General features: G+C 31.6%; 13 protein-coding genes. 8 read left to right on the forward strand and 5 right to left on the reverse strand.

The features are described from left to right. Window position 1 precedes the first annotated feature (1 nt). A complete protein-coding gene (locus AC5LWZ_RS01545; protein WP_198201527.1) occupies window positions 2-841 on the forward strand; it encodes a PRD domain-containing protein in 840 nt (279 codons plus the stop codon). 703 nt (window positions 842-1,544) lie between these two features. Here the strand turns inward: AC5LWZ_RS01545 and AC5LWZ_RS01550 are convergent. The 5 genes from AC5LWZ_RS01550 to AC5LWZ_RS01570 all read right to left on the reverse strand — a co-directional run bounded on the left by AC5LWZ_RS01550 (window position 1,545) and on the right by AC5LWZ_RS01570 (window position 5,114). Further along, the gene (locus AC5LWZ_RS01550; RefSeq protein ID WP_110448794.1) at window positions 1,545-2,087 is read right to left on the reverse strand and encodes a D-lyxose/D-mannose family sugar isomerase; all 543 of its coding nucleotides are present in this window, start codon (window positions 2,085-2,087) and stop codon (window positions 1,545-1,547) included. Window positions 2,088-2,185: 98 nt separating this feature from the next. Continuing rightward, window positions 2,186-3,280 carry a PTS fructose transporter subunit IIC gene (locus AC5LWZ_RS01555; RefSeq protein ID WP_086364193.1) on the reverse strand — a complete coding sequence of 365 codons (1,095 nt, stop codon included), beginning with the start codon at window positions 3,278-3,280 and terminating at the stop codon, window positions 2,186-2,188. Window positions 3,281-3,300: 20 nt separating this feature from the next. Next, entirely contained in the window at window positions 3,301-3,612 is a 312-nt protein-coding gene (locus AC5LWZ_RS01560; protein ID WP_086364192.1) for a PTS fructose transporter subunit IIB, read from the reverse strand. A 47-nt stretch (window positions 3,613-3,659) separates the two neighbouring features. Continuing rightward, window positions 3,660-4,115, reverse strand: a complete 456-nt coding sequence (locus AC5LWZ_RS01565) for a PTS sugar transporter subunit IIA (protein ID WP_110448793.1) — start codon at window positions 4,113-4,115, stop codon at window positions 3,660-3,662. Between the two features lie 126 nt (window positions 4,116-4,241). Beyond that, window positions 4,242-5,114 carry a ketose-bisphosphate aldolase gene (locus AC5LWZ_RS01570; protein WP_198201528.1) on the reverse strand — a complete coding sequence of 291 codons (873 nt, stop codon included), beginning with the start codon at window positions 5,112-5,114 and terminating at the stop codon, window positions 4,242-4,244. Window positions 5,115-5,297: 183 nt separating this feature from the next. On the opposite strand from AC5LWZ_RS01570, the gene AC5LWZ_RS01575 reads away from it, so the two are divergent. The 7 genes from AC5LWZ_RS01575 (at window position 5,298) to AC5LWZ_RS01605 (ending at window position 13,510) form a co-directional block, all read left to right on the forward strand. Further along, window positions 5,298-6,062 carry a DeoR/GlpR family DNA-binding transcription regulator gene (locus AC5LWZ_RS01575; protein WP_181414714.1) on the forward strand — a complete coding sequence of 255 codons (765 nt, stop codon included), beginning with the start codon at window positions 5,298-5,300 and terminating at the stop codon, window positions 6,060-6,062. A 17-nt stretch (window positions 6,063-6,079) separates the two neighbouring features. After that, window positions 6,080-7,069 (forward strand): DUF4432 family protein, encoded by a 990-nt coding sequence (locus tag AC5LWZ_RS01580; protein WP_294910350.1) that lies wholly within the window; start codon window positions 6,080-6,082, stop codon window positions 7,067-7,069. A 114-nt stretch (window positions 7,070-7,183) separates the two neighbouring features. After that, the gene (scrK, locus tag AC5LWZ_RS01585) at window positions 7,184-8,053 is read left to right on the forward strand and encodes a fructokinase ScrK (RefSeq protein ID WP_110448789.1); all 870 of its coding nucleotides are present in this window, start codon (window positions 7,184-7,186) and stop codon (window positions 8,051-8,053) included. A gap of 327 nt (window positions 8,054-8,380) precedes the next feature. Further along, window positions 8,381-9,328: a hypothetical protein gene (locus AC5LWZ_RS01590; RefSeq protein WP_198201531.1), complete on the forward strand. Its 948-nt coding sequence runs from the start codon at window positions 8,381-8,383 to the stop codon at window positions 9,326-9,328. Continuing rightward, window positions 9,328-10,359, forward strand: a complete 1,032-nt coding sequence (locus tag AC5LWZ_RS01595; RefSeq protein WP_198201532.1) for an Eco57I restriction-modification methylase domain-containing protein — start codon at window positions 9,328-9,330, stop codon at window positions 10,357-10,359. The genes AC5LWZ_RS01590 and AC5LWZ_RS01595 overlap by 1 nt, the downstream gene beginning before the upstream one ends. Window positions 10,360-10,374: 15 nt before the next feature. After that, on the forward strand, window positions 10,375-11,310 hold the full coding sequence (locus AC5LWZ_RS01600; protein WP_493463867.1) for a hypothetical protein: 936 nt from the start codon (window positions 10,375-10,377) through the stop codon (window positions 11,308-11,310). A 1,039-nt stretch (window positions 11,311-12,349) separates the two neighbouring features. Next, a complete protein-coding gene (locus AC5LWZ_RS01605) occupies window positions 12,350-13,510 on the forward strand; it encodes a site-specific DNA-methyltransferase (RefSeq protein WP_085165853.1) in 1,161 nt (386 codons plus the stop codon). Window positions 13,511-13,631: the final 121 nt, after the last annotated feature.

The following is a 13,631-nucleotide window of genomic DNA, read 5'->3' on the forward strand; positions in this document are numbered from 1 at the left end:
TATGATAACATTTAAAGTTGATAAAATTTTAAATAACAGCCTAGTATTATCCAAAAATAGTGATAATAACGAGGTGATCCTGATGGGAAAAGGGATCGGTTTTAATGCTAAAGTTGGTGATCTGCTTGATGCTGAGCAGATTGAGAAATGTTTTGTTTTACAACAAATAACAGATATTCAAGGTTATCTTAACTTAATTGAATCATTACCTGATGATTACATCGAGTTAACGAGATTTTTGTTAGACTATGCGAGCAAAACATTACAAACGACTTTTAGAGAAACACTCTTTTTTACCTTATTAGATCACCTCAATTATGCTATTGAAAGATATTATTCAGGAGTGGTTATTCAAAATCGCTTGTTATACGAAGTGAAAAGCTTTTATCCTAAAGAGTTTGAAGTTGCAAAGTATGGCATAACCTATATAAACCAACGTCTTAATATTAGTTTACCTGAGGAGGAAGCAGGTAACATAGCCTTTCATTTAGTTAACGGCCAATCACATCAACAAACTATGCAGCATACGTTATTGTCCGTTAAAATGTTGAAGGATATATTCAATATTATTCAATTTAATTTTGCAATTCGAATAGATAAACAATCGTTACATTATTCACGCTTTTTAACTCATATGCAGTTTTTTATTCAGCGTATTTTTGAGCAGAAGCAGCTACAATCTGATAATGATTTTGTTTTTCAACAGGTGATTAGGCAATATCCAGATGAGTTTAAATGTGCAAATATCATTAAAAAATATTTAATTAATCAGCTCAATATCACGATTTCAAATGAAGAAATCCTCTATTTAATACTACATATCATTCGTATTGTACATTAAATCAAGCAAACAAAAGTCAGCATTGATGTTTATATCGATAATTAATACCAAAATAGAAGATTATTGCAAATTGTGTAACTTTATCATTTGCTTTTAATATTCGATGGTTAATTATTCATTTGGATCTGTTTCAATATTCTGCAAATATGAAACAATCGGTAAATCAGCTTCAGCCCAATCAAGATGATTTAGTTTACTAATATCTAGCCAACAAATTTTATTATGTTCTAAACATATTGGATCATCAATTAGCTGACAAAGAAAATTTGTTGGAAGGTAGCTTTAAAAATGTTTTTCAATACTATCAAAGAATAAATAGGTATATACCTTTCGAATAATAATTAAAGAAGTTTTTTAAACAGTTTAAACAGGCTACCAAGAGGATAACGTTTTAACTTGATTAGATTTTACAGATAGAATGTTGTTAATATGATTTATCGGCGGTTATTTTTTTAACACAGCAGTACTTTTAATGCGAATTGCTGGTCTTTTGTGTTTAGATTGATTGCTTAGTGTCATTGTTAATAGTCAGATTTAGTTAGTAGCGAATGTTATTAATCTGTTGGTTAGTTTGTGTGTATAGGGTTTATTTAATCTTATTTTCACGGATAATTAGGATAAATAAACCCTTTATTATGGTTGTTCTTAGGTTGCTTTATAGCACGGTAAAATTTAAGTCATTATCATGACAAGTTCATTTCACTTATGTGATTTGGTCTTGGCAAACTCTATTGATATTTGGGTTGGTAAAAATATCAAATTCATCATAACTGGTTGATGAGAATTCACTTATTACAGCACCTTCAGGCCCAGCTTTAAACCAATGTTTAATATTTGGGTCGATGGTATATTGCTCACCAGGGAGTAATTCAATCTCTTGGCGAGCAGTATAGTATTGTTGATTACCACCCTGTGGTAAAGTACAAGATATACTGCCCTTATTTTCACCTTCAACATATAAATATACTTTACCCCATCGACAACGAAATGTTTCTTGTTTTCCTCTGCTGTTGTTGATGTCAGGATGTCGATGTTCAGGGCAGGTTTGGTTAGGTAGTAATACCATTTCTTTGGCACAATATCGGTCAGTATTAATATAAATAATTAAATTTAAACCTTCATTTTCAATATTATTTAAACCGAAATCAGCAAACTCAATATTATTTAACTCTTGTTCAGTTAGAATAAGTTGAGATTTTTTATATAACTCTTTGACATTATTCTTATAATCTTCACTAACTAACATAGTACACCTCATATAACTAAAACTAAGTCTATATTTAGTATTTAGATGGTTATGGTTTAATCGATAATGATCTCCATAACCATCCAATTTTTATAGACTTAGCTGATTTTGATTGAATCTAAGTCAATATCTTTCTCGTCATCAATAGTGAGTTCATTGTTATCATCTAGATTGACTCGTTTTTTCAGTACAAATAATATAATTGCGGTAGCAAGTGAGCCAGCCATTAAGGCAATAAACCATTGGATAGGATTGACCATTGTCACCATTGCAAATAGCCCACCAGCAGGTGCTGGTGTAGCACTACCACACGCCATACTAATTGCACCACCAACAGCACCACCGACACCAGTTGCTACTAAACATCTGAGTAAGTCATTAAAGATAATCGGATAACAACCTTCTGTGATTTGGCAGACCCCCATTGGAAATGCTGCTTTTAATGTTTCAACTTCATTGTTGGTATAAATATTTTTAGAAAATATTTTTTGCATAAAGTAAGCGATTGTCATTCCAAAAGGCGTTACCATTGAGGCTAAAATCATAACTGCCATTGGTTCATAACCATTTGGACCTAATGAAAGTAAAAACATGACCACGGTTTTATTGATTGGGCCACCATAATCAATTCCTGAAAGAACACCAATAATTAATCCATATACAATTTTTTCACTCGTATTAAGATTTTTTAAGTAGTCCATAAGTAATTCAGTGAATGCAGCAATTGGGGTGCCGACAACGTAGTACATTATGAGACCCATGGCAAACGCCGATAATAAAGGAATAATTAAAACTGGTCTTAGCCCTTCCGCCCAATGTGGTACTTTAATTTTTTCTCTGAGAAGTAAAGCAATATAACCAGCAATATAGCCACCGATAAAACCACCGATAAAGCCTGCGCCGATATTAATCGCAATTAGTCCAGTCAAAAAACCGGGAGCAATACCTGGTTTATCAGCGATTGAATAAGATATACCCGTAGATATCACCACCGGTAACATTCCAAGAACCAGAACCCCCATAGTTGAAAGCGCATCAACTAATCGGAAATCATCATGGAAACTATTCATTACTTGCCCACCAAATAAACTACCTATAGCGAGACAAAAACCAGCACTGACAACAATGGGTATTAAATATGATATAGCTGTTAGAGCATGACGCTTTAACTCTATTAATTTGAACATCTTCATGTGCAACCTCACCTGTAAGATTATTGAGAAATAGCTTCTTCGATCTTCTTAATTAATTTATTGGGGGACTTTATGGCAATTTCTGTGGGGACCTCAATGATTTTTTTGTTGGCAAATCGTTCTCTTCCAGATACTTTTACATCAATAGCTAATATAACAATATCAGCACTTTCAATTAACTCATCGGGAATTTCATCTTGTACACCTATCGTACCTTGAGTTTCAATATGTATGTTATGCCCAGCATTTTTGGCGGCAGTGATTAATTTTTCCTTTGCAATATAAGTATGTGCAATTCCTGCGGTACAGGCAGCGATTCCAATAATATTCATAGCCTTTGTCCTATTTTTATTACAATTCCTTGTTGATAAATTTGTTATTAGTAACTAGTGAAAATTTGTTTAATTTCCTGACTATCATTTGCTTCTAACAATCTATCAATAACATCATCATTACCAAGCTTACCGGCTAGTTGTGCTAACAACATGAGATGTTCATTAGCACCGTCATTATTAGCGCTGACCGAAAATAAAAATATTAATTTAACTCCTTTATCATCAAGAGTTTCCCATTCAATTTCTTGGTTGAATTTCCCGATAGCAATACCATTTCGTAGTACGCTATCGCTTTGACCATGAGGAATTGCAATATAATTACCTATACCTGTTGCTCCCAATGATTCTCTATAATAGATATCTTCCAGAAATGAATTAATATCATTAATATAGCCAGCATTAAGTAGTTTCTCTGATAAAATCAGTAATGCTTCATTTTTATTTTTTGCATCAATATTTGTGGCAATGACTTGTTCATCTAAAATTTTATTTAATGACATAAACTCTTCCTCTTATTAAATGTAATAATCCGTTGCTTGTTGCCGGTCGATAATTAACCGGCTTTTAGCTTACATTTATTAATATGAACAAGCATTTAGCTATTTGTTCTTATGTAGTCTTAAAACTTATCGATAATATAATGATGCTTTATTATCTGCTTTAAATAATTTAATTTTTTGCTCTGCTACTTTTTGCGTTTCTAGCATGCAAGGTGGGAATAAAACATTAGGCTCTCTAATCTCGTTATTGCCTCCATTTAACATCTCGCGTAATTTATTAGCAAAACAGATTTTTATATCACTAGAGATGTTTATTTTGGCAATTCCTAAATCTAGCGAAGCGGCAAGTTCATCATCAGCATTACTAGACCCCCCATGAAGTACTAATGGGATTGAGACCAGCTTATAAATTTCTTCTAGAATATCTAAACGTAATTTAGGAACTAAGTGTTTTGGATAAATACCATGCGATGTACCAATGGCTACAGCAAGAGAATCAATTTTTGTTTCTTCAACAAATTCTTTGGCTTTTAGTGGATCGGTGTAAATAATTTCACTTGCTCCCCCTTCTACGGTGGATCCTGTATCGCCAATGGTACCTAACTCTGCTTCCACTGACACACCAACGCTATGTGCTAATTTTACGACTTCTTTAGTAATTCTAATATTTTCATCAAATGGTTGATGTGAACTGTCAATCATTACTGATGTGAAACCTAATTGAATGGCATGTGCAACTTGTTGCATGTTGGCACCATGATCTAAGTGAATACAAACGGGGATTTTACTGTGGTTACATTCATAAATAACTTGACTGATAAAACTGTCTTTTAAGAAAGCAAGCTCATCGGGGTGAATTGCCATCATAAATGGTGCGTTTAAACGTTCTGCTGTTTCCATTACGGCAGTCAGTAATTGTCCGCTACCAGCATTGAACGCAGGGACGGAAAATTTATTTTTTCTTGCTATATCTAGCATTTCTTTACCAGTGATTAACATGAGCTGCTCCTTAAATTTGCTGTTATTAATACTTTCCTTTACTTTCTTTTCTTTTATTATTTTATCTTTTCTTATTTGTGTCAATTATTTTTTTTATTTTCTTTTTGTTATTTGTTTTTTTGTTTTATTTTAATTTGTTTTTTGTGTATTATGCAGATAAATCAAAATATAAGGTGGCTAATTATGTTTGCTGAAGAAAGACAACAGATTATTTTAAAGAAAGTAATCGAAAATAAATCGATTACTGTTAAAGAGTTAGCAGAGTTATTAGATGTATCAATGCCTACAGTGCGTAGTGATATTGATATAATTTGTGCAAATTATCCAGATATAGAGAGAACGCATGGTGGGATTGTGTTATCGAATAAATTTATACATCAAACCCCTTATGATGAAAGAAAAGCACTTAATCTAAAAGAAAAACAGAGCATTGCTAGTTTGGCTATATCTTTAATTAAACACAAAGATACAATACTGATTGATTCTAGTTCAACTAGTAATGAAATTGCGAATAAATTAGTCAATATTGATATTAAAATTACTATTATTACTACGGGTATCAATATTGCTGTTAAGCTAAAAGAAAACCCGAATTTGACGGTTATTATCATTGGCGGAGTTTTAAAACCAAAATCAAATACCATACAAAACTCTTTTGATGATAGCGTTATTAATGCTTTTAATATTGATAAGTTTTTCTTTTCAGCATCAGGTGTTTCACTAAAAAACGGGTTCTCTGATTATAATTACAATGAAGTTGTCGACAAAAAAAGATTTTTAGCTAAATGCCAACAATCTATTGCGCTAATTGACTCAACCAAATTCAATATTGATTCAAAATCCAGTTTCGCACAATTAAAAGAAGTGGATTATTTAATAACAACTCAAACTGTTGATAAAAAGGATATTGAGCGATATAAAAGGTCGATAAAAGTTCTAACAGCTTGATGATAAAGGGGCCTATTATGAGTTGGTTTAAAAATATGACCGCTAAAGAGTTGCTACAGTATGTTGGTGATATTAAACAAATTGCTGGGGCAACGAGTTCCATTTTAAATGATGGCCCTGGTTTTAATTCTCGTATTTGTGAGGTTAATACCGCAGCAGGGTTAAGTTTTACTGTATTACCTGATCGAGGAATGGATATTTCAGCATGTCGTTATAAAGGCATACCCATTGCGCCAATATCAAAAGTAGGGATCAGAAATCCAGAGAGCGTGAATAATAGTGGATATGAGTTTTTAAAAAATTTTCATTGTGGTTTATTAACTACTTGTGGATTAACGCATATTGGTCCGCCATCGACTATTAATGGTTTACATGGCCCATTTTCTAATTTACGTACAGAAAATTTTTCTATTAATGAATTTTGGGATGATGATGATTATATTATTCAGTTGAAGGGTAAAATACGTCAAGCTGTGTTTTTTTCTGAAAATATTCAATTACAAAGAACAATAACTACTTCATTAAAATCTTCATCCTTTACTATCACTGACACAATCACTAACCAAGCATTTAGGCATGAAAATATTCAACTTTTATATCATATTAACTTTGGTTATCCACTATTATCACCAGATACGACAATAAAGCTACCCACAGTAACCACGTTACCCCGAGATGAAGTTGCCGATAAGGGATTAGCACATTTTCTTGATGTATTACCGCCTCAAGCTATTTTCGATGAGCAGGTCTATTTTCATCGGCCAAAATCAGAAAAAAAATGCCGTTTTAGGGTTGAAAATAAAACTATTGGTATTGCGCTGGACTGTCAATATGACTCAACTGAGCTCCCTTATCTGACACAGTGGAATCAATTTGGTCAAAATGAATATGTTCTCGGTATTGAACCTGGTTTAGGATGGCCAATGAATAAGCCAGAGGGGGGATTGATTTTAGCACCATTAGAGAGTTTTACGACGTCGCTGCATTTTGATTTAAGTAATATATAATAAACAAAAATACTGTAAGGCATTTTAATAATTACTAGGATAAAAAATTTACATTTCAATTTGGTTAGCAGATAACCCTAATTGACTGTAATGAATAATATTTAATGGAGATAAATAATGAAACGATATGGTAGTGTTGAGGCGGGAGGAACAAAGTTTATTTGTGCTGTTGGCAATGAAAATAATGAAATAATTATTAGCGAGACTATTCCAACCACAACTTATGCAGAAACGATAAAAAAGGTCATTCTGTTTTTTAAACAAAATAGTGTTGATGCTTTAGCAATAGGCAGTTTTGGGCCGGTAGATCTTGATATTTCTAGTGACCAGTATGGATGCATACTGAATACTCCAAAACAAGGTTGGACTAATGTAAATATTGTTTTACCAATACAGAAAGAACTCAATATACCTATCTTTTTTACAACGGATGTTAACTCAAGCGCTTATGGTGAAATGTATTTAAACTCATGTAATAATTTGGTTTATTACACAATTGGCACTGGAATTGGAGGAAGCGCTATTCAAAATGGCGTATTTATAGGTGGCGTCGGTCACCCAGAAATGGGGCATCAATTAATAAAAAAACATTCGTTAGATGTCAATTTTAAAGGTGTTTGTCCATTACATGGTGATTGTTTAGAAGGGCTAGCATCAGGGCCAAGTATTGAAGCAAGAACGGGTAAAAAAGGCCAAGAATTAGATGCTAGTTCAGATGTTTGGGATATTCAAGCATACTATATTGCCCAAGCTATTTTAAATGCGACCTTAGTGATTAGACCTGAGTTAGTCATTGTTGGTGGTGGTGTGATGAGCCAAAATCATATGCTAGAACGAATAAAAACGCATTTTAAAAGATTATTAAATAATTATGTCACCATTGAAAATATTGATAAATATATAAAAACACCGTCAGTTGAAAATAATGGTAGTGCAACAATTGGTAATTTTTTACTCGCCAAAAACTTATTAATTAAAAATTAATTTATTCGCATTATATATAATTAGGTTGTTATTTCTTCAGGAATAACAACCAACTAAGTAATATTGTTATCTTCTCCTTTAATTATCCACCTTCACTAGGCCACGACAAGCAATGTTATTAGATAAATTAGCTTTAAATGATTATACTGGTGAATTATACGCATCCTTAAATTGAGTATTTATAAACTTAGTTTAAATGAAATATTGTATGCTAAAACATGGAGCATTCGAGGAAATTACAGCAACAATCTGATTTATTTATAGGATCTATTACTGTAACTATTATCAATATATCTAAAATTTATATCTTTGGATGAAACGAGTTGTATGCCAAACAGAATAATTAATCCCAATAATAAGTTATATAAGGATGAGCAATTGAATCGTGACTATCCGGTTACGGATATTTCAGAAAACAACATAAGAGAACAAATGCCTGAAATATTCAACATATTATTAATTGATAGAACGACATCTACAGCTGATGAGATAAATAATATTATTTGGGCCAATGATAATTATAGCCAATATAACCATACAGCCTATTCACCATCTGCTCAGATAAGACCTGAGTTAATCACAGGTAACATGGCAAAAATCATCATGCCTCGGGCGTTAAAACCGCGAGAGCAGCAAAAAGAACGAACTAAATCAAAAGCGGAAGTATTTACACCAATTTGGGTTGTGCAAAAACAAAATGATATTCTTGAGAAAGAATACGCTAATGATGATTTGGACACTTATATTAAGCGAAAATGGTTAGAAATATCATGTGGTGAAGCGCCCTATATGGTTACTCGCTATGATATGAATTCTGGGCAAATGATACCACTGCAAAAAAGGGTAGGTTTTGTTGATAGGAAACTAAAACGTATCAATGCCGAAATAAATGATAAAAAAGAATGGCAAAGATTCGCTATCAAAGCTTATCAAGCCAGTTATGGCTTTGAATGGAATGGCGACTCGCTTTTATTAGCTCGCGAGAATTTATTTTACACATGTTGTGATTATTATTTTGCTAAGTGGCAAGAAGAACCATTATATGAATTTTTGAAAAATGTGGCTGAAGTGATTAGCTATAATTTATTCCAGATGGATGCTTTACAACAGATTATTCCTTTGTCAGAACAACAAGCCTCATTGTGTGACAATCAGTTAACTTCTTTTAGTCAAGAAAACAATGCACAACAATTGCTTAAAAACCACGGTAAGCGTGTAAAAATTATGAATTGGGATATAGGGGAAATGATTTTTTTTGGCGAAGGAGATAGATAATGAAATTCGATGTGGTTGTCGGTAATCCTCCCTATCAAGATATGAATGTCGGCGAAAATAATCAAGCTGTTCCTATATATCATTATTTTTATGATTTAGCTGAAAAGGTCGCAAGTAAATACACGTTGATTTCGCCGGCTCGATTCTTGGCAAATCAAGGGGCAACACCGAAAAAGTGGAATCAGAAAATGCTGACTGACAAACATATCAATATTGAATATTTCAATGCTAAAAGTGATGAAGTTTTCCCAAATGTTGATATTAAAGGCGGTATCGTAATTATTTTTAGAGATAAAAATAAAATTTTTGGTGAAATTGATACTTTTATTCCTTTCAAGGAATTGCGATCTATATTTCATAAAGTTAAATCAATAACTAAAGAAAATATGAGTAATTTTGTGTATAGCCCCGATAGTTATCGATTTACAGATTGTTTGTTTATTGAAAATCCTTATTTGATTGGCCGAACGGATAAGGCTCATGCAAAAGCTGTCGCCTCTAGTGTATTTAGTCGCTATCCAGAAATATTTTTTACCACCAAGCCAGATGATGGCGAGGATTATATTCAAATCTACGGTCGCACAAAAGGTGCCCGTATATATTATTGGTTGAAAAGAAAATATATTGCTAATCATGCTAATTTAGATAAATGGAAAGTTTTTGTGCCAGGTGCTAATGGAACAGGGGCGTTTGGAGAGATATTGAGTACACCAGTTGTTGGATCTCCCGCAATCGGACATAACCAAACATTTGTCAGTCTAGGAGAATTTGATACTGAGTTTGAAGCTGAAGCATTACTTAAATACATTAAGTCAAAATTTGCTCGTTCAATGCTAGGTATTATGAAAACAACCCAGAATAATCAATCAAAGATCACATGGTCAAAAGTTCCGCTGCAAAATTTTACTAAAAATTCAGATATAGATTGGAGTAGATCTATTTCAGATGTCGATCAGCAACTTTATATTAAATATAGTTTAGCTGAAAACGAAATTAACTTTATTGAAAGTAAGGTTAAACCCATGAACTAACTAAGTAATTTTGCAATGGTAAATATAATAGAAACCAATCGATTTAAATTTTTTAATGTTGATGAAAATATTGTTATTTTTACTTATCAGGATGATTTAGAAAAATTAAACTTAAATTTAGATAAAATTGCTAAAAACACGCAAAATACTTGGCAACCAAACAGAAATCAAAAAGAGATAGATAAAAATACCCTACAAGGGAAAATTGTTGAGGAGTTATTTATTGATTTGATTGAGTACCAAAATTGTCAAAATGATAATATGAGACAATTATCATATACGGCTTATGACCAATTTAGGACTGATTTATTTAAAAAACATGCTCCTTTTGATGGTCTTATCTATGAAAAAAATAATCCCAATATCGCACTTGTTAAGCAAAAAATAACGGAAACAATTCTTGCCAGCCATTATGGTATGTTAACTGATGATACTATTGAGTTTTGCCGAGCAAATAACGTTTATTTGGTAGAGATAAAGTCATCAAAGATCCCTAATAATATCTATTTATCAAAAAGTTGTAATTTACGAAAATATACTTCTCATCAAGCATTAATTAATCGTCTTAGACAACTAGATCTATTTAAATACCCTAAGTTCAATAGAAAAAATGGTGATATTATTCATAGTACTTGCGATTATTTAGCTTGGATTAAAAATAATATTATTTCTATGTCACAAAAATCAGACAGTGAAATAATCGATGCCGAAATAAATTCGTCTTTAGATATATACACCAGAATTTTTATCAATGACAAAGTAACAACAGATGATGGCAAAAAAGTCTTTATCGGTTATCTATTGGGATATGTTTTAGGGTATCAGTTTTATGAAAATCTTAAAATTATGAACTTTCCTTCTAAAAAATCTAGCAAAGCGATTTATGTCACTTATCCAATCTCAAATACAACAAGTTTTAACCGCTTATTTGATGATAAAAGGCTGTGGTAAATACAACAAATTGTAGTCAAAATCCCTGAAATTTTGATGTCATGTTACTTATGATACCGCTTGAATCCTTAACGTCTCGACAATGAAAACAGAGTAATAGAAGTAACTACATATACATCAATATTGCCTATTATTTATATCACTACAATCTTATTGGATTTAACTTTTTAGTTAATAGTGTTAAATAATCACTATTGTTGATTATTTAGTCAGTTAGAAACCTCAATGCTTATCGTCAAGATTATAAGCGTCTTGATAAAGTTTTAACTGATTAAATTGGTTAACAATATTTATAGATACACGTCACTATCGAACCAAATGTATCCGGGTTTGTATCCGATTTTGCACTTGATATGGGGTGATCTCAGTTGATGTCAGTTGACAAAGAAAATCCCTTGAAAGGTAGCTTGGAAAAGGCTTTAGACATAAAAAAACCTGCTAGAAGCAGGTCTCAGAATTTGGTGATTGGTGCCCGGACGCGGAATCGAAGATACAGCTTAAAGCATTGGTATTATTGAGTTGGAGGAATTGAGGTTGAGGAATGTATCCGAAGTTGTATCCGTAGGAACTTAATCTCTTTATCTGTCATCATCTTTTTTTACTGATAGTTCACTGAGATAAACAAAATTTATTTCAGGAAACTCTAAAAGCGATAATAAAACTCATGTCAGGAATGGATGAATATGAGAATTCTGCTCAATAAATAGTGTCATCAAATTTGAAATAGAATTTTCATATAAACTATGAGAACCAATTGCAAAAAAATTAGGTTCAACCTTGGCTTACAGTATAAATTTTTATAATCGGTTAATGAGAAGGAAAAGGAGTTTATAATTTTTATTCATAAACATTCCTTATGTTATTTATATCCTGGGGAAGGTCATTTTTAAGTTTTGATAATATAAACATAAAATGTATATCTTTCTTTGTCAAAAGTTCGCTTGCTTTTAATGTTATATTCAATTATTTTGGAGGTTTGAGTGTAAAAATTAAATTATAGTTATATACCTGCTTTGCATTAATAACTTGATAATTATATATGAAAAAAATTAACAAATTAATAAATCAAGATCATTTATATATAGAAAGTGATAATTTGTTTGCATTAGAACATTTGATTGATAAGTATAAAAATAGAATCAATTTAATCTATATAGATCCTCCTTATAATACTGGCAATTCTTATGTATATAATGATTGTTTTTCTGATTATAAAGGATTCACATGGTCTGAGATGATGTCACCAAGATTAGAGTTAGCCAAAAGTTTATTAGCTGAAGATGGAGCAATATTTATTAGTATTGATGATAATGAATTAGTTAATTTACGTTTAATTTGCGATAACATTTTTGGCAAAGAAAATTTTATAGCTAACATTATTTGGCAAAAAAAATATTCTCAATCCAATGATTCTTATACGATGTCCACTGTTCATGAATATATTATTGTTTATCAAAAAACAAGTAATTTCAGAATCAACTTATTGCCTAGGAATGAAAATCTTAATAAACCTTATAAAAACGATGATGGCGATGGTAAAGGTGTTTGGCGACAAGATAATTTATTAGTAAAAAAATTTTCTCTTAGTAGGGTATATCCAATTGTTAATCCTAATACTGGTAAAGAGTATTATCCTCCAAATGGAAATAGTTGGAGAGCATCTAAAGAAACAATGAATAAATGGCTTCAAGAAAATCGAATTTATTTTGGTCAAAAAGGTACTGGTGCACCACAATTAAAAAGATATTTGAATGAGGTTAAACAAGGAGTACTACCCACAACGTTTTGGTCATACGATGAAGTCGGTCACACACAACAGGCTAATAAAGAAATAACATCTTTATTTAACAATGAACTAGTTTTTGATACACCAAAACCTGTTTCATTAATAAAAAAAATATTACAGATAGCATCAAAACATAATGATATTATTCTCGATTTTTTTGCTGGTTCAGCAACCACTGCACATGCTACATTGGAATTGAATTCGGAAGATGGTGGAAATAGAAAATTTATAATGATTCAATCACCAGAGCATTGCAATTTTAAGAACAAAAAATTTAAAAATAGATTTAAATATATCAGTGATATAGGTAAAGAAAGAATAAATAGAGCAGGGAAATTATTATTACAAAAAACATCATATCATCCCAACTGGGATAAAAATGTTTCTTTTAAATTTATAAAAATGCAAGGATGATATCTTATTTTAAATATTATTTATTGACAGTAGGACATCCCATTCATTTTTAAATAAACAGCAAGACAACAATTAATTTCAAAGCCTAGAAAAATCTAATGAAATTTACTATCTCTAGTTT

The sequence above is a fragment of the Gilliamella sp. LMG 34362 genome (genome assembly GCF_984569125.1).

Excerpts from the sequence above, each read along its gene's own strand:
- AC5LWZ_RS01595 (WP_198201532.1), top strand. The coding sequence starts at position 9,328 with ATGAAATTCGATGTGGTTGTCGGTAATCCTCCCTATCAAGATATGAAT.
- AC5LWZ_RS01580 (WP_294910350.1), top strand. The coding sequence starts at position 6,080 with ATGAGTTGGTTTAAAAATATGACCGCTAAAGAGTTGCTACAGTATGTT.
- AC5LWZ_RS01590 (WP_198201531.1), top strand. The coding sequence starts at position 8,381 with ATGCCAAACAGAATAATTAATCCCAATAATAAGTTATATAAGGATGAG.
- AC5LWZ_RS01550 (WP_110448794.1), bottom strand. The coding sequence starts at position 2,087 with ATGTTAGTTAGTGAAGATTATAAGAATAATGTCAAAGAGTTATATAAA.
- AC5LWZ_RS01560 (WP_086364192.1), bottom strand. The coding sequence starts at position 3,612 with ATGAATATTATTGGAATCGCTGCCTGTACCGCAGGAATTGCACATACT.
- AC5LWZ_RS01600 (WP_493463867.1), top strand. The coding sequence starts at position 10,375 with ATGGTAAATATAATAGAAACCAATCGATTTAAATTTTTTAATGTTGAT.
- AC5LWZ_RS01605 (WP_085165853.1), top strand. The coding sequence starts at position 12,350 with ATGAAAAAAATTAACAAATTAATAAATCAAGATCATTTATATATAGAA.
- AC5LWZ_RS01565 (WP_110448793.1), bottom strand. The coding sequence starts at position 4,115 with ATGTCATTAAATAAAATTTTAGATGAACAAGTCATTGCCACAAATATT.
- AC5LWZ_RS01545 (WP_198201527.1), top strand. The coding sequence starts at position 2 with ATGATAACATTTAAAGTTGATAAAATTTTAAATAACAGCCTAGTATTA.
- AC5LWZ_RS01555 (WP_086364193.1), bottom strand. The coding sequence starts at position 3,280 with ATGAAGATGTTCAAATTAATAGAGTTAAAGCGTCATGCTCTAACAGCT.
- AC5LWZ_RS01570 (WP_198201528.1), bottom strand. The coding sequence starts at position 5,114 with ATGTTAATCACTGGTAAAGAAATGCTAGATATAGCAAGAAAAAATAAA.
- AC5LWZ_RS01575 (WP_181414714.1), top strand. The coding sequence starts at position 5,298 with ATGTTTGCTGAAGAAAGACAACAGATTATTTTAAAGAAAGTAATCGAA.